This is a genomic window from Microbispora siamensis, from assembly GCF_016863095.1.
GTDB classification, from domain to species: domain Bacteria; phylum Actinomycetota; class Actinomycetes; order Streptosporangiales; family Streptosporangiaceae; genus Microbispora; species Microbispora siamensis.
Map to the genome: position 1 here is coordinate 192,441 of NZ_BOOF01000004.1, position 19,404 is coordinate 211,844.

The 19,404-nt window shown below is 72.6% G+C and carries 20 protein-coding genes and 1 riboswitch; of the genes, 11 read left to right on the forward strand and 9 right to left on the reverse strand.

Going from position 1 to position 19,404, the window contains the following annotated elements:
- Positions 1 to 12: 12 nt before the first annotated feature.
- Entirely contained in the window at positions 13 to 195 is a 183-nt protein-coding gene (locus Msi02_RS05225; RefSeq protein ID WP_204047304.1) for a hypothetical protein, read from the reverse strand.
- 227 nt (positions 196 to 422) lie between these two features.
- A riboswitch (M-box (ykoK) riboswitch) is annotated at positions 423 to 592 on the reverse strand.
- A gap of 60 nt (positions 593 to 652) precedes the next feature.
- Positions 653 to 1,201, reverse strand: a complete 549-nt coding sequence (locus Msi02_RS05230) for a TetR/AcrR family transcriptional regulator (RefSeq protein ID WP_239108139.1) — start codon at positions 1,199 to 1,201, stop codon at positions 653 to 655.
- Between the two features lie 176 nt (positions 1,202 to 1,377).
- Here Msi02_RS05230 and Msi02_RS05235 point away from each other — a divergent pair, with 176 nt between their 5' ends.
- On the forward strand, positions 1,378 to 2,169 hold the full coding sequence (locus tag Msi02_RS05235; protein WP_204047306.1) for an SDR family oxidoreductase: 792 nt from the start codon (positions 1,378 to 1,380) through the stop codon (positions 2,167 to 2,169).
- Positions 2,170 to 2,222: 53 nt separating this feature from the next.
- On the opposite strand, the gene Msi02_RS05240 is transcribed toward Msi02_RS05235, so the two are convergent.
- A complete protein-coding gene (locus Msi02_RS05240) occupies positions 2,223 to 2,423 on the reverse strand; it encodes a hypothetical protein (protein ID WP_204047307.1) in 201 nt (66 codons plus the stop codon).
- Positions 2,424 to 2,494: 71 nt separating this feature from the next.
- Between Msi02_RS05240 and Msi02_RS05245 the strand changes: the two genes are divergently transcribed.
- Entirely contained in the window at positions 2,495 to 3,730 is a 1,236-nt protein-coding gene (locus tag Msi02_RS05245) for an MFS transporter (protein ID WP_204047308.1), read from the forward strand.
- A 5-nt stretch (positions 3,731 to 3,735) separates the two neighbouring features.
- Here the strand turns inward: Msi02_RS05245 and Msi02_RS05250 are convergent, their stop codons facing one another.
- Positions 3,736 to 4,479, reverse strand: coding sequence for a TetR/AcrR family transcriptional regulator (locus Msi02_RS05250; protein WP_204047309.1), 744 nt, complete (start codon positions 4,477 to 4,479; stop codon positions 3,736 to 3,738).
- A 199-nt stretch (positions 4,480 to 4,678) separates the two neighbouring features.
- On the opposite strand from Msi02_RS05250, the gene Msi02_RS05255 reads away from it, so the two are divergent.
- Positions 4,679 to 6,142, forward strand: coding sequence for an MFS transporter (locus Msi02_RS05255; protein WP_204047310.1), 1,464 nt, complete (start codon positions 4,679 to 4,681; stop codon positions 6,140 to 6,142).
- A 109-nt stretch (positions 6,143 to 6,251) separates the two neighbouring features.
- Here the strand turns inward: Msi02_RS05255 and cofC are convergent, their stop codons facing one another.
- Entirely contained in the window at positions 6,252 to 6,902 is a 651-nt protein-coding gene (gene cofC, locus Msi02_RS05260) for a 2-phospho-L-lactate guanylyltransferase (RefSeq protein ID WP_204047311.1), read from the reverse strand.
- Between the two features lie 77 nt (positions 6,903 to 6,979).
- Here cofC and Msi02_RS05265 point away from each other — a divergent pair, with 77 nt between their 5' ends.
- From Msi02_RS05265 to Msi02_RS05275, 3 genes are all read left to right on the forward strand, one after another.
- Positions 6,980 to 7,777 carry a lysophospholipid acyltransferase family protein gene (locus Msi02_RS05265; RefSeq protein ID WP_239108140.1) on the forward strand — a complete coding sequence of 266 codons (798 nt, stop codon included), beginning with the start codon at positions 6,980 to 6,982 and terminating at the stop codon, positions 7,775 to 7,777.
- A 53-nt stretch (positions 7,778 to 7,830) separates the two neighbouring features.
- On the forward strand, positions 7,831 to 8,838 hold the full coding sequence (locus Msi02_RS05270) for an NAD(P)H-dependent glycerol-3-phosphate dehydrogenase (RefSeq protein ID WP_193201374.1): 1,008 nt from the start codon (positions 7,831 to 7,833) through the stop codon (positions 8,836 to 8,838).
- Between the two features lie 75 nt (positions 8,839 to 8,913).
- On the forward strand, positions 8,914 to 10,029 hold the full coding sequence (locus Msi02_RS05275; protein WP_079312716.1) for a D-alanine--D-alanine ligase family protein: 1,116 nt from the start codon (positions 8,914 to 8,916) through the stop codon (positions 10,027 to 10,029).
- On the opposite strand, the gene Msi02_RS05280 is transcribed toward Msi02_RS05275, so the two are convergent.
- Positions 10,030 to 10,506, reverse strand: a complete 477-nt coding sequence (locus Msi02_RS05280) for a DUF3515 domain-containing protein (RefSeq protein ID WP_204047312.1) — start codon at positions 10,504 to 10,506, stop codon at positions 10,030 to 10,032. It abuts the gene before it with no gap.
- 23 nt (positions 10,507 to 10,529) lie between these two features.
- Positions 10,530 to 10,763 (reverse strand): Lrp/AsnC family transcriptional regulator, encoded by a 234-nt coding sequence (locus Msi02_RS05285; RefSeq protein ID WP_030506047.1) that lies wholly within the window; start codon positions 10,761 to 10,763, stop codon positions 10,530 to 10,532.
- A gap of 65 nt (positions 10,764 to 10,828) precedes the next feature.
- Between Msi02_RS05285 and Msi02_RS05290 the strand changes: the two genes are divergently transcribed.
- The 3 genes from Msi02_RS05290 to thiD all read left to right on the forward strand — a co-directional run bounded on the left by Msi02_RS05290 (position 10,829) and on the right by thiD (position 14,124).
- Positions 10,829 to 11,779: a thiamine-phosphate kinase gene (locus tag Msi02_RS05290; RefSeq protein WP_204047508.1), complete on the forward strand. Its 951-nt coding sequence runs from the start codon at positions 10,829 to 10,831 to the stop codon at positions 11,777 to 11,779.
- 218 nt (positions 11,780 to 11,997) lie between these two features.
- Positions 11,998 to 13,185, forward strand: coding sequence for a hypothetical protein (locus Msi02_RS05295; RefSeq protein WP_204047313.1), 1,188 nt, complete (start codon positions 11,998 to 12,000; stop codon positions 13,183 to 13,185).
- A 141-nt stretch (positions 13,186 to 13,326) separates the two neighbouring features.
- Positions 13,327 to 14,124, forward strand: a complete 798-nt coding sequence (thiD, locus tag Msi02_RS05300) for a bifunctional hydroxymethylpyrimidine kinase/phosphomethylpyrimidine kinase (protein WP_204047314.1) — start codon at positions 13,327 to 13,329, stop codon at positions 14,122 to 14,124.
- 26 nt (positions 14,125 to 14,150) lie between these two features.
- Here the strand turns inward: thiD and Msi02_RS05305 are convergent, their stop codons facing one another.
- Positions 14,151 to 14,993 (reverse strand): NAD(P)H-binding protein, encoded by an 843-nt coding sequence (locus Msi02_RS05305; RefSeq protein ID WP_204047315.1) that lies wholly within the window; start codon positions 14,991 to 14,993, stop codon positions 14,151 to 14,153.
- A 125-nt stretch (positions 14,994 to 15,118) separates the two neighbouring features.
- The gene (gene rpmB, locus Msi02_RS05310) at positions 15,119 to 15,304 is read right to left on the reverse strand and encodes a 50S ribosomal protein L28 (RefSeq protein ID WP_079312702.1); all 186 of its coding nucleotides are present in this window, start codon (positions 15,302 to 15,304) and stop codon (positions 15,119 to 15,121) included.
- Positions 15,305 to 15,509: 205 nt separating this feature from the next.
- Between rpmB and fakA the strand changes: the two genes are divergently transcribed.
- Together fakA and recG are read left to right on the forward strand one after the other, a co-directional pair.
- Entirely contained in the window at positions 15,510 to 17,084 is a 1,575-nt protein-coding gene (gene fakA / locus Msi02_RS05315) for a DAK2 domain-containing protein (protein ID WP_204047316.1), read from the forward strand.
- 36 nt (positions 17,085 to 17,120) lie between these two features.
- On the forward strand, positions 17,121 to 19,283 hold the full coding sequence (gene recG, locus Msi02_RS05320; RefSeq protein ID WP_204047317.1) for an ATP-dependent DNA helicase RecG: 2,163 nt from the start codon (positions 17,121 to 17,123) through the stop codon (positions 19,281 to 19,283).
- Positions 19,284 to 19,404 lie beyond the last annotated feature (121 nt).

Here is a 19,404-nt window from a genome sequence, read left to right on the forward strand (position 1 = left end):
CGCCCCGCAGCCTCAGATCCCCAGCAGGTGCCGGAGGACCAGCAGCCCGATTTCCAGCCCCACCTGCAGGCCGATCCCCGCCTCGGCGGAACCCACCAGCGCGAGGGCGAGCGGCATCAGGACGGGGAACAGGGCACGGGCCGTCCGGGCCAGGATGTGCGGCAGCGCGAACGGAACGGAAATCGTGATCGTCATGACGGACCTCCTGTCTCGTGCCGGGCGTCCGGCACGGGTGAGAACCCGTCACCTGGCCTGACAGCGGGCGGCGACCGCCTCGGCGACGCCGGAGCCCCGCGTCGTGCCGGGGAAGGTGACGGGATGGGACGGTTGCGGACTACTGCCGGAAGTCATCCCGACCACCTCCTCAAGGTCGTGCGGCGGCACTCGTGGCACGGCGGATGCCCGCCGGCGGCGCCTGTCGATTCGCACCCCTCACGTCAGAGCTTTGGCACTGCGCGGCGTGATCCCTCGGAGGGAAGCCACCTGGGGTCACCCCTTAAGCCGGGGAGACCTGTCCTGACCCGGGACGTCTCTCGACGAGGAGGGTCAGTGGCCTGTGTCCGCGCAGACGCCTCACCGAACGAGGTGCCTACCCATCCAGTAGAACCCCGGCCGGGTCGTCAGGTCAAACCCGCCCTGGTCAGGGGGCCGCTCAGGCGATGACCGGCGCGGCGGGGGAGCCGAATCCGCGCAGGAGGGTGTCCACGACCCGGGTCGCGAGGGCCTCGGCGTCCCCTCCGCCGGCCGCCCCCTCGGCGGCGGCCTCGTGGATGAGGGCGTAGTAGACGCGGCGGGTCCAGTCGAGGTCGGCGTCGGGACGCAGCACGCCGGCCTCACGGGCCCGGTGGAACAGCCGCTCGCACTGGTCGCGCACCTCGGCGTGCACGCGGACGGCCTCGGGATGGGCGCCGTCGGCCGTACGGCTCATGGCGAACCACCAGTTCGTCTTCACGCGCAGGACGTTGGCGGTGACCTGGTAGAGCGCGACGAGGGGCGGGGTGCTGTCCGCGCGGGCCGATTCGACGGCCTCGGCGAACCGGCGGGCGGCCCAGCCGGTGAGCTCCTCCACGAGCGCCTCGCGGGTGGCGAAACGGCGGTGGACGGTCGTGCGGGCGACCCCGGCCGCCTGGGCGACCTGCTCCATGGTCGCCGCCGGGTTGGCGGCGAACACGCGCTCGGCCGCCTCGAGGATCGTCCGCACCGTCCGCTCCGAGTCGGTCCGGAGCGGACGCTTCCCCTGCTGCGAAGACTGCTGGACTGACGTCACCCTTACATGCTACCGGGACGCTTCAGCTCTACCTACAGTTGCAACAAGCGTGTAGCGACTATTAGTGTTCTCGTGTCATCGCAGTCGCAGTTAGTGCGAAGGGAGCCGACATGGACATGGGACTCGAGGGACGTACGGCGCTGGTGACGGGTGCCAGTCGTGGCATCGGGCTGGCGACCGTCGCCGCGCTCGCCGCGGAGGGCGTCCGCGTTGTGGCGGCGGCGCGGAACGTCACCGCGGAGCTGAAGGAGACCGGGGCGATCGCCGTGCCGGTGGATCTCTCGACGCCCGAGGGCCCGGCGCACCTGGTCGAGCGCGCCGTCGCCGAGCTGGGGGAGGATCTCGACCTGCTGGTCAACAACGTGGGCGGCGGGGACCCCGGTGCGAACGCGGTCCGGGGATTCCTCGGCTTCGCGGACGACGAGTGGCTCTCCTGGTTCGAGCTCAACTTCTTCGCCGCCGTCCGCACGACCCGCGCCGCGCTGCCCGGCGTCCTGCGCCGCCGCGGCGTGATCGTGAACATCTCCTCGAACGGCGCCCGCATGCCGCATGCGGGTCCTGTGCCGTACACCACGGCGAAGGCGGCGCTCACCGCGTTCGGCAAGGCCCTGGCGGAGGAGTTCGGGCCGCAGGGAGTGCGGGTGAACACGGTCTCCCCCGGCCCGGTCCGCACCGCGCTGTTGGAGGCGCCCGACAGCTACGGCGCCGAGCTGGCGGCGGCGCTGGGAGTGCCGCACGAGCGGTTGCTGGCCGGGCTCCCGGACCGGACGGGCATGACCACGGGGCGGCTGGTCGAACCGGCGGAGGTGGCCTCCCTCGTGACCTACCTCGCCTCCCCGCACGCGGCGAGCGTCACCGGCGCCGACCTGGTGATCGACGGAGGAGCGATCAAGACGGTCTGACGCGCCGGTGGCGCCGGAAACCCAGGGTGGAGGAGATTCAGGGTGGAGGAGATTCAGGGCGTCGGGAACGTGGAGAGCGTCACGTAGGTGACGCGGCCGTTCGCCATGACGAGGGCGACGCGCTGGCCGGGGCGCAGATGCCGCAGCGGCCCGGCGTCGAACGCCTCGCCGTCGAACGGGATCCGGGTGCCGTCGTCGAGGAAGACCCAGCCCGAGCGGGTCGCGGGGTCGAAGCTCTGCACCGTCGCCTGCACGGCGCCAGCCTACCGCCGCGTGCGGAAAATCCTTTGACCAGTGGATCTTCCGGCTGCCAGCATGTCCCGCCATGACCGAGGCGGCACCGAGGACGAGCCTGTGGCGCGTCCGTGACTTCCGGCGATACGCCGGGGCCGACGCGATCAGCAAGCTCGGCAGCGAGGTCTCTCTGGTCGCCCTGCCGCTCACGGCGGCGCTCACCCTCCACGCGACTCCGTTCCAGGTGGGCCTGCTCACCGCCGCGGAGATGGTGGCGTTCCTGCTGGTCGGCCTGCCCGCCGGAGCCTGGGTGGACCGGATGCGGCGCCGTCCCGTGCTGGTCGCCGCCGACGCGGTGCGCGCGCTGGCGCTGCTGTCGATCCCGGCCGCGGCCGTGCTCGGCGTGCTCGGCCTGCCCCAGATGTACGCCGTGGCCCTGCTGACCGGGCTGTGCACGGTCTTCTTCGACGTCGCCCACCAGAGCTATCTCCCGTCCATCGTCGGCCGGGAGGACCTCGCCCGCGGGCACGGCGCGCTCGCCGCGAACCAGTCGCTCGCCCAGCTCGCGGGCCCGGGGATCGGCGGGTGGCTGGTGCAGGCGCTCACCGCCCCTCTCGCGGTGGTCGCCGACGCACTCAGCTACGCCGCGTCCGCGCTGCTGCTCCTCGGCGTACGCGCGGACGAGAAGCCCGGCGGAAGGGACGTCCGGGGCGGGAGCCGGCTGTGGCCGGAGATCGCCGAAGGGCTCCGGTTCGTCGCCGGGCAGCCGGTCCTGCGCCGGGTCGCCGCCGTGGGGGCGCTGGTGATGCTGTCGTTCGGCCTGTGGTCGGCCACGGTGCCGCTCTACCTCGTCCGCGAGGTCGGCACGAGCCCCGGCACGTACGGCACGCTGCTGTCGGCCGGCGCGATGGGCGGGGTGGCCGGCGCCTGGCTCGCCCCGCGGATCGCGGCCCGCCTGGGCACGGGCCGGGCCATGTACGCCGCGGCGTGGGCGGCCACGGTGTGCACCGCCCCGCTCGCGCTGACGACGGCGGGCCCCCGCCTGCTGATCCTTCCAGTGGCCCTGGCGGCCAGTGGCGTGGCGACCACTGTGTTCAGCGTGGCGCAGGGGGCCTACCGCCAGTCGATCTGCCCCCCGCACCTGCTCGGCCGCCTGAGCGCCACCATGCGGTTCCTGATGTGGGGCCCGATGCCGCTCGGCGGCCTGCTGGCGGGCACGCTGGGGCAGCTCGCCGGGGTGCGCGTCGCGTTCTGGGCCGCGTGCGGGGCTTACACGCTCGCCCACCTGCCGGTCCTGCTCGCGCCGCGGATCCGCGAGGTCTCCTAGCCCTCCTAGCCCTGCTCGCCCTCCTCGTCGGGGTCCGGCTCGCCGATGTAGGAGGCGAGGCCGCGCAGGATGATCTCCAGGCCGAGCTCGAACCGGTAGTCGTTCGACTCGTCCACCATGATGTCGGCGAGCCGCACCAGGTTGGGGAACCGGTCGGGCGGCAGCGAGGCGAAGTAGTCGTTGACCTCCTCGCGCAGCTTGTGCCACGAGGTGTGGCTCTCGCGGTAACGCTGCTGCCAGAGGCTCTCCTCCAGCGCGAACCCGTTGATGTACGTGGACAGCATGTCGCCGGAGACGGCCAGGACCCGCCGCGGCATCCCGGCGGCGCCGAGGACGGCCATCAGCCGCTCGACGTAGGGGAGCAGCTCCGGCGTGAACGGGACGTGGCCCATCGCGAGCTTCGCCAGGTCGCGACGGCTCAGCAGCCGCTCACGCGCCTGGCGGGCGAAGTCCTTGACCTGCTCCCGCCAGTGCTCGGGGTCCGGCTCGGGAATCTCGTAGCCCTCGAACATGCGGGTGTACATGAGCTGCAGCAGCTCGTCCTTGTCGCGTACGTGAACGTACAGCGCCGAGACGGCGACGCCGAGCTCGGCGGCGACCTGCCGCATGCTCAGCCGGTCGTAGCCTTCACGGTCGAGGACCGTGAAGGCGGCGTCGACGATCCGCTCACGGGTGAGGGGAACCCTGGCCGGTGTACGTCGCTTGGGCGGACGCTCCCACGGCGGTGTGGGCATGTCCGGCTGCGTCATGGAGGACCTCCCGCTGTTCCGCCCATGCTAGTGAACACCGCTCCGTCTTCACGAACACCGCTCTCGAAACGAGATATATCTTGTGCGTCCGGCAAACGCGATATATCGTGGTGAACATCGAACTTGGCGCTGAACACTGATCGGTGATAGAACAGCGCTCACTTTACTATGAACACTGTTCAGCCTCGAAGGAGGGGCGATGTCCGAACCCATCACGGCGGCGGCGCCGCCGGCACCGGCGACCGGGGCGCCGTACCGCTGGCGCTGGGCCGCTCTCTTCGTGATCCTCGCCGGGGAGGTCATGGACCTTCTCGACGCGATGGTCACCAACATCGCGGCGCCCGAGATGCGCGCCGACCTCGGCGGCTCCGAGGCCGTCATCCAATGGCTGGGCGCGGCCTACACGCTCTCGATGGCCGTGGGCCTGATCACCGGCGGGCGGCTCGGCGACATCTTCGGCCGCAGGCGCATGTTCCTGATCGGAGCCGCCGGGTTCACCGTGGGTTCCCTGCTGTGCGCGGTCGCCCAGTCGCCCGAGATGCTGATCGGCGCCCGGGTGATCCAGGGCCTGTTCGGCTCGGTCATGCTGCCGCAGGGCCTCGGCATGATCAAGGAGATGTTCCCGCCCACGGAGATGGGCAAGGCGTTCGGCATGTTCGGGCCGGTCATGGGGCTGTCGGCCGTCGGCGGCCCGATCCTCGCCGGTTGGCTCGTGACGGCCGACTTCTGGGGCACGAGCTGGCGGATGATCTTCTTCATCAACCTGCCGCTCGGCCTGGCCGCGCTTCTCGCCGGGCTGCGCTTCCTGCCCGAGTCGAGGTCGCCGCGGCCGCCGCGGCTCGACCTGGCCGGGGTCGCGCTCGCGTCCGTGGGCGCCTTCCTGGTGATCTACCCGCTGGTGCAGGGCCGCGAGCACGACTGGCCCGCGTGGGCGTTCGTCATGCTCGCCGCCTCGGTGCTCGTGTTCGCCGTCTTCGGCTGGTTCCAGTCCCGCCGCAGCCGCTCGGGCGGCGACCCGCTGATCGTGCCGAGCCTGTTCCGCAAGCGCGCGTTCACCGGCGGCCTGTTCACCGGCATGGTCTTCTTCTCCGGCATGGCCGGGTTCATGCTGGCCTTCAACCTCTACTGCCAGCTGGGCCTCGGCTACTCCGCGCTCAAGGCGGGGCTCGCGATGGTTCCCTGGTCGGGCGGCATGATCCTCGGATTCGGCCTCGCGCAGGGGCTGCAGAAGTTCGGGCGCAAGCTGCTCCAGGGCGGCACCCTGCTCATGACGCTGGGCGTGCTCGGCGTCCTGCTCACGCTGAACCTCGCGGGCATGCACGTCAGCCCGTGGCAGCTCACCCCCGCGCTGGTCGTCAGCGGAATCGGCATGGGCCTGCTGATGTCGCCCTTCTTCGACATCGTGCTCGCCGGCGTGGAGGAGCACGAGACGGGCTCGGCGTCCGGCACGCTGACGGCGGTGCAGCAGCTGGGCAACGCGTTCGGCGTGGCCCTGCTCGGCACGGTCTTCTTCGACCTGCTCGGCGACGTGCCCACCGCCGGGAGCTTCGACCAGGCCATGAAGATCACCCTCTGGGTGGTCGCCGGAATGCTCCTGCTCACCTTCGTCGTGGCCTTCCTCCTGCCGAAGCAGGCCCGCGAGAACGCGGAGGCGGCCCACTGACGCGACATCACGGGTGACCACGCCGGAGCGGGGGCTCGGCGTGGTCGCCTTGGCGCGTCCGGCGCCGCCTCCGCCGCGGTCGGCGGAAAGGACGGTCGGCAGCCGCCCGCTACGGCCGGGGGGCCGTGCCGCCGAGGATCAGGGCGGCGACCTCGGCGGTGGCGGGGCCGACGCCCAGGACCAGGGCCTCGCGCAGGTCCTCCACCGTGTCCACGTCCCTGCGTACGGAGGCGATCCCCGGCGGGGCCAGTTCCTTGGCTCCCCGGGACAGGTGCCTCGCCCGCGACTCGCCGCCGAACCCGGGCCGGAAGGACACGCCCGGCCGTACGCCGTAGAACGTCGTGCCCACCTCGGCGGCGTCGGGGACGAACGCCTGGTCGAACTCCAGCGCCGCCGCGAGCACCGTCTCCAGCTCCGCGGGCCGCAGGGCGGGCAGGTCGGCCTGCAGGGCGCCGACGGCGTCGTCCGGCGCGAGCCGTACGGCCTCCTCCGCCCCGGTCCGCAGAGCGGTGTTCAAACCCCGGTCGGGATCGGCCACCACGTGGGCCCCGAGCGCGGCCAGCCGACGCGCGGGCAGCGGGTCGGCCGTCACGACCACCACGCGCGCCACCAGCGGACAGCGCAGCGCCGCCGCCACGGTGTCGGAGGCCACCGCGACCGCCAGATCGGCCCGGTGCGGGCCGGCCGCCGCCGCGAGCCGTGTCTTGGCCCGGATCAGGGTCTTCACCGGGACCACTATTGACCATCGCGCGAGGTGCATGCCTGTAGCATCCCGCCTCGACATCGCCCATGGCCAACCGGGAGACTTGTCCCGGATCCCGGTGATTTGGAGACCCTGTGAGCCACCCCAGCGAGCCCTCGTCCGACCCGACCACCCCCCAGGCCACACCCGCGGTGCCCGCCTCCGCCGCGGTGAGCCGGCGTGCCGGCCGGCCGCCGCGCTTCTGGGAGACGCTCGCGGTCGTCGTCGTCAAGCCGCTCTCACGGCTGTTCGTGAAGCGGAGGTGGCGCGGCGGGGAGCACATCCCCCGCACCGGCGGTCTGATCATCGCGGCCAACCACCTGTCGTGGTCCGACCCCGTGCTGCTCTCGCACTACCTGTACAACAACGGGCGGTGGCCGACGATCCTGGCCAAGGCGGGTCTCTTCCGGATCCGCGGGCTCGGTCACGCCATCGCGCAGCTCCAGGCCATCCCGGTCGAGCGGAACAGCACCGAGGCCACCAAGTCGCTCAAGATCGCCGAGGAGCGGCTGCGGAGCGGCGCCTGCATCCTGTTCTATCCCGAGGGCACGATCACCCGCGATCCCGACCTGTGGCCCATGGTCGGCAAGACCGGCGTCGCCCGGCTGGCCCTCGCGACCGGCGTGCCGGTCGTCCCGATCGCCCACTGGGGCGCCCAGGAACTGCTGCCGTACGGGGCGAAGAAGCCCCGGCTGCTGCCCCGCACGACCTTCCACGTGCTGGCCGGGCCGCCGGTCGACCTGTCCAAGTACGCCGGGCAGCCCATGCGCGGCTCGGTCCTGCGCGACGCGACCGCGGACATCACGGCCGCCATCACCGACCTGCTCGCCGAGATTCGGGATGAGAAGGCGCCGGAGGTCCCTTATGACCCCAAGAACGCGGCCAACGGCTGAGCGGAGCGTACGGTGAGGGAGGAGCGCGCGGAGCAAGAGGAGTGGTGCGGCCAGTGAGCAGGGCGGCTGTTTTCGGAACGGGCTCGTGGGGCACCACGTTCGCGATGATCCTCGCCGAGGCCGGCACCCCCACGACCCTGTGGGGCAGGCGGGCGGAGATCGTCGACGCGATCAACGAGACCCGGGAGAACCCCGAGTATCTGCCGGGGATGCGGCTGCCCGACACGATCCGCGCCACGACGGACCCCGCCGAGGCCATGGACGGCGCCGACTTCGTGGTCCTCGCGGTGCCGTCCCAGACGCTGCGCGCCAACCTCCAGGTGTGGAAGCCCCACATCCCGCCGGAGGCCGTGCTGGTCAGCCTCATGAAGGGCGTCGAGCTCGGCACCTGCAAGCGGATGAGCGAGGTCATCTGCGAGGTGGCCGAGGTGCCGGAGCGCAGGGTGGCCGTGGTCTCCGGGCCCAACCTGGTCCCCGAACTGGCGCAGCGGCAGCCCGCCGCCGCGGTCGTCGCCTGCTCCGACGAGGAGGTGGCCGCCCGGCTCCAGGAGGCGTGTCACCTGCCGTGGTTCCGGACCTACACGAATCCCGACGTGGTGGGCGTCGAACTCGGCGGCGCGGTCAAGAACGTCATCGCGCTGGCCGTCGGGGTCGCGGTCGGCATGGGTTTGGGCGACAACGTGCGGGCGACGCTCATGACGCGCGGCCTTGCCGAGATCGCCCGGCTGGGCGCGGTGCTCGGGGCGGACCAGCACACCTTCGCCGGCCTCGCCGGGATGGGCGACCTCGTCGCCACCTGCACCTCGCCGCTGTCGCGCAACCGCACCTTCGGGGAGAACCTCGGCCGCGGCATGACGATGGCCGAGGTCGTCGCCGCCACGAAGCAGACGGCCGAAGGGGTCAAGTCGTGCGAGTCGGTGCTCGAACTGGCCAGGAAGCACGACGTGGAGATGCCCATCACCGAGGTGGTCGTCGGTGTCGTCCACGACGGCATGACCCCCGGTGAGGCCGCCATGCTGCTGATGTCGCGTACCCCCAAGCCGGAGCGCTACGGCGTCTGATCAGCGATTCGGACCTCCGCGACGCGCGCGGCTGACAAGCCGTTTTGCGCCTCGAACACGGTAGATTCGGGCATCATGAATGAGGATCGCGAGTCCCCGTCACGCGTGCGCGTGGCAGTCGTCTTCGGCGGCCGCAACTCCGAGCACGCCGTCTCCCTGATGGGCGCAGGCAGTGTGCTGGAGGCCATCGACCGGTCGAAGTACGAGGTCATCCCCATCGGCATCGCCCAGGACGGGCGCTGGGTGCTGGCGTCGGGCAACCAGTCCTACGCGATCGAGTCCGGCCGCCTGCCCGTCGTGGACGACTCCGGCACGGCGCTCGCGCTCCCCGGGGACTCCGGCGCCCTCGTGGCACTCGAGTCCGGTGAGATCCCGCGCGCGCTCGGCCGGGTGGACGTCGTGTTCCCCATGCTGCACGGCCCGTTCGGCGAGGACGGGACGATCCAGGGCCTGCTGGAGATGGCCGGGGTCCGCTACGTGGGCTCGGGCGTGCTGGCCAGCGCGGTCGGCATGGACAAGGCGTACATGAAGCTCGTGCTGCGCGCCGCCGGGCTGCCCGTCGGCCCGTTCGTGGTCGTACGCGACCGCGACTGGCGGCTCGACCGTGGCCGGGTGCTCAAGGAGATCGAGGAACTGGGCTGGCCGGTGTTCGTCAAGCCGTCCCGGGCCGGGTCGTCGCAGGGCATCTCCAAGGCGCACGACCCCGAGTCGCTGGAGGCGGCGATCGAACTCGCCCGCGAGCACGACCCGAAGGTGCTGGTCGAGGCCGCCATCGTCGGCCGGGAGGTCGAGTGCGCGGTGCTGGAGTCGCTCGGCGACGACGCACCCGAGGCGAGCGTCCCCGGCGAGGTGCTCGTCCGGGGCGAGCGCGAGTTCTTCGACTTCGAGGCCAAGTACTACCCCGACCAGATGGCGCTCCAGGCGCCGGCCGACATCCCCGCCGAGGTGGCGGAGACGGTGCGGTCCATGGCCGTGCGCGCGTTCGAGGCGCTGGGCTGCGAGGGCCTGTCGCGGGTCGACTTCTTCTACACGCCGTCCGGCGAGCTGATCGTCAACGAGATCAACACCATGCCGGGCTTCACGTCGCTGTCGGTCGCGCCGCAGCTGTGGGCCGCCACCGGCCTGCCGTACGCCGCCCTGGTCGACCGGCTGATCCAGCTCGCGCTGCGCAGGCCCGCGGGCCTGCGGTAGCTACTCCGGGATGCTCGACTTGATCGGCTCGGCGAGGTCGACCAGCACGGCCCCGGCCTGGTGCTCCTGCCCGATCGTCACCTCGACGTACGCGACCCGGTTGGTCGACGTGAACAGCGTCGGCCGGCGCGGGTCCTGGAACCAGCCGACGCCGTTGATGTCGGCGACCTCCGCCGTCGGCTCCATGTTGGCCGGCCGGGGCACGCCGCAGCGCAGGGCGATCTGGCCGTCGCCCCAGACGGCGACGTACGGCGAGGGCGGCTCGGAGGCGGCCCGGCCGAGCCCGTCGAGCGTCTTCGGCAGCGCCGCGTCGAGCTTGCGGCAGGCCGCCGCCGCCTCGCCGGTCGGCGTGGGCGGCTCCACGTGGACGGTGGACGAGCAGCCGGCGAGCAGGGCGAGCGCCGCCAGGGCCGTGCCTGCCAGCGCGGCGCGGGTGCCTGCCTGCGCGGCGCGTACGGGCCCCTTCGCCTCTCGCATCGTCTCCCCGGCTCGTGTTCCGCTCAGATGTGGACGATCGGACACGTCAGTGTACGGGTGATGCCGTGCACGGCCTGGATCTGGGCCACCACGAGCTTGCCGAGCTCGTCCACGTTGTTGGCCTGGGCGCGGACGATCACGTCGTAGGGGCCGGTGACATCCTCGGCCTGTGTCACCCCGGGGATGGAGGAGATCTCCTCGGCCACATTGGCGGCCCTGCCGACCTCGGTCTGGATAAGGATGTAGGCCTGCACCATGACGTCCTCCGGGTAGAGATCAGTGCCGGAGCGTAACCGTACCTCGAATGCACTAGGGGTGTGCTATCACAGTCGGAGATCTCGGCGAATTCGGAGTAATTCAGCGGATATCGGGACGCCTTCCGCGGACCGCGGCCGTACTGCTGGGCCCCGGCGACGACGCCGCGGTCCTGAAGGCCCCCGACGGCCGGGTTGTCGTGAGCACGGATCTACTGATCGAGGGTAGGCACTTCCGCCGCGACTGGTCGAGTGGCTACGACATCGGCCGTAAGGCGGCGGCGCAGAACCTTTCCGACATCGTTGCCATGGGGGCCGATCCCACCGCCCTCGTGGTCGGCCTGGGCCTGCCCGCGGACGTCGGCACCGACTGGGTGGACGCCCTGACCGACGGCTTCCGCGACGAGTGCGACCTGGTGGGGGCGACCGTGGCGGGCGGCGACATCGCCCGTTCTGACGCCGTCGTGCTCGGCGTGACCGCGCTGGGCGACCTCGGCGGCAGGGCTCCGGTGACCCGGTCGGGCGCGCGGCCTGGTGACGTGGTCGCGGTGGCGGGGCGCCTCGGCCACGCGGCGGCCGGCCTGGCCCTGCTCGGGGCGGGGGTGACCGGCGGTTCCCCGGATCTCGTGACCCTGCTGGAGGCGCACCACCGTCCCCGGCCGCCGTACCCGTGCGGCCCGCGGGCCGCACTGCTCGGCGCGACGGCCATGCTCGACGTCAGCGACGGCCTGCTGCAGGACCTCGGGCACGTCGCCGACGCGAGCGGCGTGGCCGTCGAGTTGGACGCCGCCGCCCTGCCCGTGCCGGAGGCGCTGTCCGCGGCGGCGCGCGAACTCGGCGCGGACCCCCTGGAGTGGGTGCTGACCGGCGGTGACGACCACGCTCTGGCCGCGACGTTCCCTCCCGAGGTACGGCTGCCGCCCGAGTGGACGCGTGTGGGGGCGGTCACGGAAGGTCGCGGAGTGCGGGTCGACGGACGCACCTGGACCAGAGGGGGATGGGATCACTTCCGTGCTTGATGTGAAATTTGTGACATAGGCGTATTAGATCTGTTATTAAGTATGGCGGTCAGGCAACAGGAAGGACCGTCATGGGCCGTCACACCGCAGGACGCAACGCGCGAGAGGGACAGCCCTCCCCGGCTCAGGACGATCCTCCGGGGCGGGCCGCAGGCCCGGACCATCTGGCCTTCCGTCCTCCGGCGACGCCGGGTGACGCCGCACAGGCCGGTGGGGCTGTGCCGTGGCCCGTGCCGCCCTCGGAGGCGACGACCCGGATGTTCGCCGCCCTGTCGCCCGAGAGGCTGGAGTCCGAGAGCCTGGCATCGTCCGAGCACCTGATGATGTCCGAGCATCTGACGACGTCCGAGGGCCGCGGCTCTTCGGGGCGGGGCCGGGACGGGCGCGCGAAGCGGCCGAGGCGTACGCGGCGGCTCGCGCTCGTGTCGGGGCTGTCCGTGCTGCTGGCCGTGGGCGTCACGGCCGGCGGCGCACGGCTGATCGCCGGTCGGACCTCCCTGATCATGGAGCAGCCGACGACGGCCTGCCCGACGTCCGGGAACTGCGCCGCCGCGGGCGGGCCGTACGGAGCGTCCGGCTCCGGCCAGGCCCTCGGTGAGACGTCCGCGCCCGGCGATCCGACCGGCGACCCGGTCCAGAACGGCCAGGACCAGTCAGGCTCCGGCAAGACCGGTTCCGGGCAGGACGACACCGGGCAGGGCGGATCGGCGGCTCCTCAGGCCACACCGGTTTCCACGGCGACCTCGAAGGGCAGGGATCGCGACCACACGTCCGCCCGTACGCGCACCCCGTCCACCGCCGCCCCGCGTGCGTCGGCCCACGCGTCTCCGCGGGTGGGCGATGCTCCCGCCACGGTCACGGCCGTCCCGGACACGGCGGAGGTCGTGCCCGATAACGACGCGGCCCCCGGCGACACCACGCCCGGCGACAGCGGGAACAGCGGGAGCACAGGGAACACCGGGAGCACAGGGAACACCGGGGGCACTTCGGGCACGGACGCGGCCGACGCGGGCTCGACCGGCACGACCGGCTCTACTGGCGCGGACACGGCGCAGACGAAGTCCGCTCTGGCCGCCGGCGGCCCGGCGGTGCGGCTGCGCTTCACGGTCACACACCGTGACGGGAGCGGGTACGCGGCCCGGCTCACCGTACGCAACGAGGGGCCGGCCCTGCCCGCCTGGACCATCCGGCTGGCCGTCGGCGGGCAGGTGACGGCGGTCGAGGGGGCGGACTGGAGGCAGCAGGGAGACACCCTGACCCTGAGCTCGCAGACCGCGCTGGGCGAGGGCGGCACGCTGACGCTGACCATCCACGCCGACGGCCCGTCCGCCGCGCCCGCCGACTGCGTGCTCTCGGAGGGGCGATGCGAAGTCACCGGCCCCGGCCACTCCCGGCACCGCGACTGACCGCCCCGCCGCGACGCCCGCCCCGCCGCGACGCCCGCTCCGCCGGGACGCCCGCCCTGATCGGGCCCGCCCGGCCGGGGTGTCCGCCCCGGGGATGGGGCGTTTTCCGGCGAGTGGCCGGCGTTTTGGTTGGATGGGCGCATGACCACCCCACCACGTGTCCTGACCATCGCGGGCTCGGACTCCGGCGGCGGCGCCGGGATCCAGGCCGACCTGAAGACGATGCTGGCTCTCGGCGTGCACGGCATGAGCGTCATCGCGGCCGTGACGGCGCAGAACTCACTGGGCGTGCAGGGCTACTGGGAACTGCCCCCCGAGGCGGTGCGGGCACAGCTCGACTCGGTCCTCGGCGACATCGGAGCCCAGGCGATCAAGACGGGCATGCTGGCGTCGTCCGTGCTGGTGGAGACCGTCGCGGAGGTGCTCGCGGGCGTGACCGCGCCCGTCGTGGTGGACCCGGTCGGCGTCTCCAAGCACGGCGACAGCCTGCTCGCGCCGGAGGCCGTGGAGACCGTCAAGAGCGTGCTGCTGCCGACCGCGACCGTGGTCACCCCCAACCTGTGGGAGGTCGAGCAGCTCACGGGCGTCAAGGTCGAGGATGAGGACGACCTGCCCCGCGCCGCCGAGGCCGTGCTGGCCCTCGGCCCGAAGTGGGCGCTGATCAAGGGCGGTCACCTCCCCGGCGAGCCGGTGGACCTGCTCACCGACGGGTCGAGCGAGCACCGCTTCACCGCCGAGCGGCACGACAACCGGCACACCCACGGCACCGGTTGCACGCTCGCCTCCGCGATCGCGTCGTACCTCGCTCTCGGCGAGGACGTGCCCGGCGCCGTACGGCGGGCCAAGGAGTACGTCACGGGCGCCATCGCGCACGGCTTCCCGCTGGGCATGGGCATCGGTCCCGTGGACCACGGCTGGCGGATGCGGACGGACGCCTGAGTCGTCAGCGGCAGGCCCCAGCGGACTCAGCGGAAGTCGGCGGCGTGGTCGGCGGCCCATTCCCGGAACGTCCGCGCGGGTCTTCCGGTGATCTCCTCCACCGTCGAGGTGATCAGGTCGGAGCGGGGCCGTCGTGTGCTCGCCAGCAGTGCCTCGACCAGGGCGGGCGGCCTGCCGTCCGCGAGCATCCGCTCCCGTGCCGTCTCCACGGGGACCTTCTCGAAGCGCAGGGGACGGCCGATCGCCTCTCCGATCATGCGGACCTGGTCGGCCCTGCTCACCACCTGTGGTCCGGTCAGCACGTACCTGGCGCCCACGTGCCCGTCGCCAGTGAGCACGCGCGCCGCCACGGCCGCGACGTCGGCCTGGTGGACCACCGCCGTGGGGGCGATGTCGGGGCCGCGTACGACACCGTCCTGCCGGATCTGCCCGGCCCACCCCAGGGCGTTGGAGGCGATCGTGTCGGCCCGCAGGATGGTCCACTCCAGCCCCGACGCCGTGATGAGGCTCTCCATGTCGGCGTGGAGCCGGTAGATCGGATCGGTCTGCCGTTCGGCGTTATCGTCCACACCCGACGACGACAGGTACACGAGGCGGCGGGCGGAGCCCGCGATCGTGGCGAGGACGGCCGGCGCGCCCTCGGACGTGAGGAAGGGCCAGACCAGGAACACCGTCGTGATCCCGCTCAGCGCCCTTTCCAGGGTTTCCGGCTCGGACAGGTCTCCTGCCGCGATCTCCACGCCTTCGGGCAGGCGGGTCGTCAGGGCATCGCGCACGAACGCGCGCACCGGGACACCGGCGGATACGAGCTGAGTGACGACTTCCCGGCCGACGTTGCCGGTCGCGCCCGTCACGAGAATCTGGGTCATGATCGTGGTCAACCGCGCCGTGCCAGGGATATTCCGGCGCATATCCGTGCCGGTCGCCGGTCGGGTCACAGGAGCACGAGAGCCCGCCACCGGTTCGGTGACGGGCTCTCGTGGGAGTCAGTCGGTCAGCGCGAGACCTTGCCCGCCTTGATGCAGGAGGTGCAGACGTTCATCCGCTTCGGCGTCCCGTTGACCACCGCGCGCACGGTCTGGATGTTGGGGTTCCAGCGGCGGCGGGTGCGGCGGTGCGAGTGGGAGATGTTGTTGCCGAAGATCGGCTTCTTGGCGCAGACGTCGCAGACGGAAGCCACGGTAATCGCTCCTTTGAATCAGTCGATCGGCCCGGCGCCGGTGCAGCGGCTCGTCCGAGCAATGCCGGGACAACCGGCTGGCCACACGAGGATATCCGATGTTCACCGGTGCACGCCAAACGGGACTCCGGCGAACGGGGATAGTCTCGTACCCGCCAACGGTAGCGCATCGAGGGGCTGGAGCGCGCGGAAGGAAGGTCGGCCGATGCTCAAGGTGCTCGATCCTCCCGCGGTGCGCCGCTGGTCCCGCCACTGCGCGGCGGCCCTCGGCCGGGCCAGGGCGGAGATCGACGCGCTCAACGTGTTCCCCGTGCCCGACGGCGACACCGGCACCAACCTGCACCTCACGATCCTGTCGGCGGCCGAGGCGGTGGACGCGCTGCCCGGCGACGCCGACGCGGACGCCACGTGGGAGGCCCTGACGCGCGGGGCCCTGCTCGGCGCGCGGGGCAACTCGGGAGTGATCGTCAGCCAGGCCGTCAGGGGCATGGGCGAGGTGCTCGGGCATGCGCCGGGAGGCGGCGCCGACCTGCGCGACGGGCTGACGAGGGCGGCCGAGATGGCCAGGGCGGCGGTGGTCCGGCCGGTGGAGGGCACCGTGCTGAGCGTCCTGTCGGACGCGGCGCATGCCGTACGCGACGCGCCCGACGACCTGGCCGAGGTGGCCCGCCGGGCGGCGGAGGAGGCGCGGCGGGCGCTGCGCCGTACGACGGGTCAGCTCGGCGTGCTGTCCCGCAACGGCGTGGTGGACGCGGGCGCGGCCGGGCTGGTGATCATGCTGGAGAGCCTGGCCGAGGTGGTGACCGAGGCGTACAGCGAGCGGCACGAGGTGCCCGCCCCCGCCGCGCGGATCGCGCCGGAGGAGCTCGGACGGCGGGACGGGGACGGCCCCGGTTACGAGGTCATGTACCTCCTGGACGCGGGCGCGCACGAAGTGGACCGGCTGAGGGACGAGCTCGACGCGCTGGGGGACAGCCTGGTGATCGTCGGTGGAAAGGGCCTGTGGAACGTCCACGTCCATGTGGACGACGCGGGCGCGGCGATCGAGGCCGGGCTGCGGGCCGGGCGCCCGCACCGGATCAAGGTGACCTATCTCGGGGGACGGCCGCACGAGCCGGCCCCGGCCAGGGGCGTCGTCGCGGTCGCCGCCGGTGACGGCCTGGCCGCGCTGTTCCGGGAGGCGGGAGCGGTGGTCGTGCGGCGCGAGCCGGGCTCGGCCCCGGCGGCGGCGGCCCTGCTGCGGGCCGTCCGCGAGGCCGGCGCCGAGGTCGCGGTGCTGCCCAACGACGCGGCCGTGTACGACGTCGCCGTGGCCGCCGCGGAGATCGCCAGGGAGGAGGGCGTGACGGTCAGCGTCCTGCCCACCCGGGCGTCGGTGCAGGGCCTGGCCGCGCTGGCCGTGCACGACCCGCTGCGCCGCTTCGACGACGACATCGTGGCGATGACCGACGCCGCCGGGCACACCCGCCACGGGCACGTGTGGGTGGCCGACCGCGAGGCGATGACCAGCGCCGGGATCTGCCGCCCCGGCGACGTGCTCGGGGTGGTGGACGGCGAGGTCGCGCTGATCGGCGCGGACCTGGCGGCGACCGCGGTCGAGGTCGCCCGGCGCCTGGTCTCCGGCGGCAGCGAGATGGTCACGCTCGTCACCGGCGCCGGCGCGCCCGAGGCGCTGCTCGACGCCGTACGCGACCATCTGGAGCGGGCCCGCCCGGACCTGGAGATCGTCGTGTACGAGGGCGGGCAGGGCGGCTATCCCCTCCTGATCGGCGTCGAGTAGCCGGATTGTCGGCCTGTACGGGTAGGAATTGGTGTCGTGACGAGCTTCGACGAGCCGCTCAAGAAGGTGGTCGGCAGGTCGGCCGCCCCGCTGGAGAGCGCGCTGGGCATCAGCACGGTCGGTGAACTGCTGCGCCACTATCCGCGGCGGTACGCGCAGCGGGGAGAGCTGACGCCCATCGCGTCACTGGAGCACGACGAGCACGTCACCGTGGTCGCCAAGGTGTCGTCCGCCGTGCGCAGGCCGATGAAGAACCGGCAGGGCACCTGGCTCGACATCGAGGTGACCGACGGCAAGGAGAAGCTGCACCTGGCCTTCTTCGGCAAGGGCGCCTACGTCGCCGAGCAGCGGCTCACCCCCGGCACCGAGGCGATGTTCTCCGGCAAGGTCGGCGTCTTCGTCGGCGGCAGGACCAGGCGCGTCTCGCTCACCCATCCCGAGTACGAGTCGTTCGACGAGACGGAGGAGACGGCCGAGGAGTTCGCCTCCGCGCTGGTGCCGATCTACCCCTCCGCCCAGGGGCTGCCGAGCTGGAAGATCCGCCGGGCCGTGCGCACGGTGCTCGACGTGCTCAGCCTGGACGACCCGGTGCCCGCCGAGATACGGGAGCGGCTGGGGCTGCTGCCGATCGAGGAGGCGTTGCGGCGCGTCCACCGGCCCCGCAGCCAGGCGGACGTCGCCCGGTCGCACGACCGGCTGAAGTTCGACGAGGCGTTCGTCCTGCAGGCCGTGTTGGTGCGGCGGCGCATGGCCGCGTCCGCCTGGCTCGCCAGGGCCCGCCCCGGGCGCGACGACGGGCTGCTGCGCGAGTTCGACAAGCGGCTGCCGTTCCAGCTCACCGAGGGGCAGCGGCAGGTGGGCGAGGAGATCGCCGCCGACCTCGCCCGTGAACACCCCATGCACCGGCTCCTGCAGGGCGAGGTCGGCGCGGGCAAGACCGTGGTCGCGCTGCGCGCGATGCTCCAGGTGGTCGACTCGGGCGGGCAGGCCGTGCTGCTCGCCCCCACCGAGGTCCTCGCCCAGCAGCACCACCGGTCGATCGTGAACATGCTGGGCGACCTCGCGGCCGGTGGGATGTTCGGCGGAACCTCGGTCGCGCTGCTCACCGGCTCGATGGGGGCCGCCGCGCGGCGCAGCGCGCTGCTCGACGCCGCCTCAGGCGCGGCCGGCATCGTGATCGGCACCCACGCCGTGCTGCAGGAGCACGTCCAGTTCGCCGACCTCGGGCTGGTCGTGGTGGACGAGCAGCACAGGTTCGGCGTCGAGCAGCGCGACGCGCTGCGTGAGAAGGGCGGCGGCGGACGTCCCCACGTGCTGGTCATGACGGCGACGCCGATCCCGCGGACGGTCGCGATGACCGTGTTCGGCGACCTGGAGGTCTCCACGCTGTCCCAGCTCCCGTCGGGCCGGGCCCCGATCACCACCCACGTGGTGCCCGCCGCGGAGAAGCCCCACTTCCTCGACCGCGCCTGGCAGCGGGTACGCGAGGAGGTCGGCCTGGGCCGCCAGGCGTACGTGGTGTGCCCGCGCATCGGCGACCAGGAGGGCGACGAGGGCGACCTGGCGAAGGACGACGACGAGCGCAGGCCGCCCCTGGCGGTGCTCGACGTCGCGCGCATGCTCGCGGAGGGGCCGCTGGCCGGCCTGCGGATCGAGGCGCTGCACGGCAAGCTCGCGCCCGAGGACAAGGACGCGGCGATGCGCGCCTTCTCCCGGGGCGAGATCGACGTCCTGGTCGCGACCACGGTCATCGAGGTCGGCGTCGACGTCCCCAACTCGTCGGTGATGGTCATCATGGACGCCGACCGCTTCGGCGTCTCCCAGCTCCACCAGTTGCGCGGCCGGGTGGGCCGGGGCGGGCTGCCCGGGCTGTGCCTGCTCGTGAGCGAGGCCCCGGAGGGCACCCAGGCGCGCCGCAGGCTCGACGCGGTGGCGGCGACCCTCGACGGCTTCGAGCTGTCCCGTGTCGACCTGGAGCAGCGCCGGGAGGGCGACGTGCTCGGCGCCGCCCAGTCGGGGCGCAGGTCCTCGCTCAAGCTGCTGCAGCTCCTGCGCGACGAGGACGTGATCGAGGCCGCCCGGGCCGAGGCGACCGCCCTGCTGTCCGCCGACTCCGAGCTGTCGGCTCACCCGGCCCTGCGCGCCGAGATCGACACCATGGTCGCCGACGAACGCGCAGAGTTCCTCGAAAAGGCGTGATCGCCGGTGTGCGGGCCGGAAAGTGAAACGGGCGCCGTGTGAACACGACGCCCGTTAACGACCCAGGGCCCAGCCTTGGGACGGCCTCCCCCCGAATGCCGTCCCCGGCCGGGCCCGCCCT

What these genes read in the sequence shown, in the direction of transcription:
- Msi02_RS05225 (WP_204047304.1), bottom strand. Translation starts at nt 195, where the DNA reads ATGACGATCACGATTTCCGTTCCGTTCGCGCTGCCGCACATCCTGGCC.
- Msi02_RS05235 (WP_204047306.1), top strand. Translation starts at nt 1,378, where the DNA reads ATGGACATGGGACTCGAGGGACGTACGGCGCTGGTGACGGGTGCCAGT.
- Msi02_RS05245 (WP_204047308.1), top strand. Translation starts at nt 2,495, where the DNA reads ATGACCGAGGCGGCACCGAGGACGAGCCTGTGGCGCGTCCGTGACTTC.
- Msi02_RS05250 (WP_204047309.1), bottom strand. Translation starts at nt 4,479, where the DNA reads ATGACGCAGCCGGACATGCCCACACCGCCGTGGGAGCGTCCGCCCAAG.
- Msi02_RS05255 (WP_204047310.1), top strand. Translation starts at nt 4,679, where the DNA reads ATGTCCGAACCCATCACGGCGGCGGCGCCGCCGGCACCGGCGACCGGG.
- cofC (WP_204047311.1), bottom strand. Translation starts at nt 6,902, where the DNA reads ATGCACCTCGCGCGATGGTCAATAGTGGTCCCGGTGAAGACCCTGATC.
- Msi02_RS05275 (WP_079312716.1), top strand. Translation starts at nt 8,914, where the DNA reads ATGAATGAGGATCGCGAGTCCCCGTCACGCGTGCGCGTGGCAGTCGTC.
- Msi02_RS05280 (WP_204047312.1), bottom strand. Translation starts at nt 10,506, where the DNA reads ATGCGAGAGGCGAAGGGGCCCGTACGCGCCGCGCAGGCAGGCACCCGC.
- Msi02_RS05285 (WP_030506047.1), bottom strand. Translation starts at nt 10,763, where the DNA reads ATGGTGCAGGCCTACATCCTTATCCAGACCGAGGTCGGCAGGGCCGCC.
- thiD (WP_204047314.1), top strand. Translation starts at nt 13,327, where the DNA reads ATGACCACCCCACCACGTGTCCTGACCATCGCGGGCTCGGACTCCGGC.
- Msi02_RS05305 (WP_204047315.1), bottom strand. Translation starts at nt 14,993, where the DNA reads ATGACCCAGATTCTCGTGACGGGCGCGACCGGCAACGTCGGCCGGGAA.
- fakA (WP_204047316.1), top strand. Translation starts at nt 15,510, where the DNA reads ATGCTCAAGGTGCTCGATCCTCCCGCGGTGCGCCGCTGGTCCCGCCAC.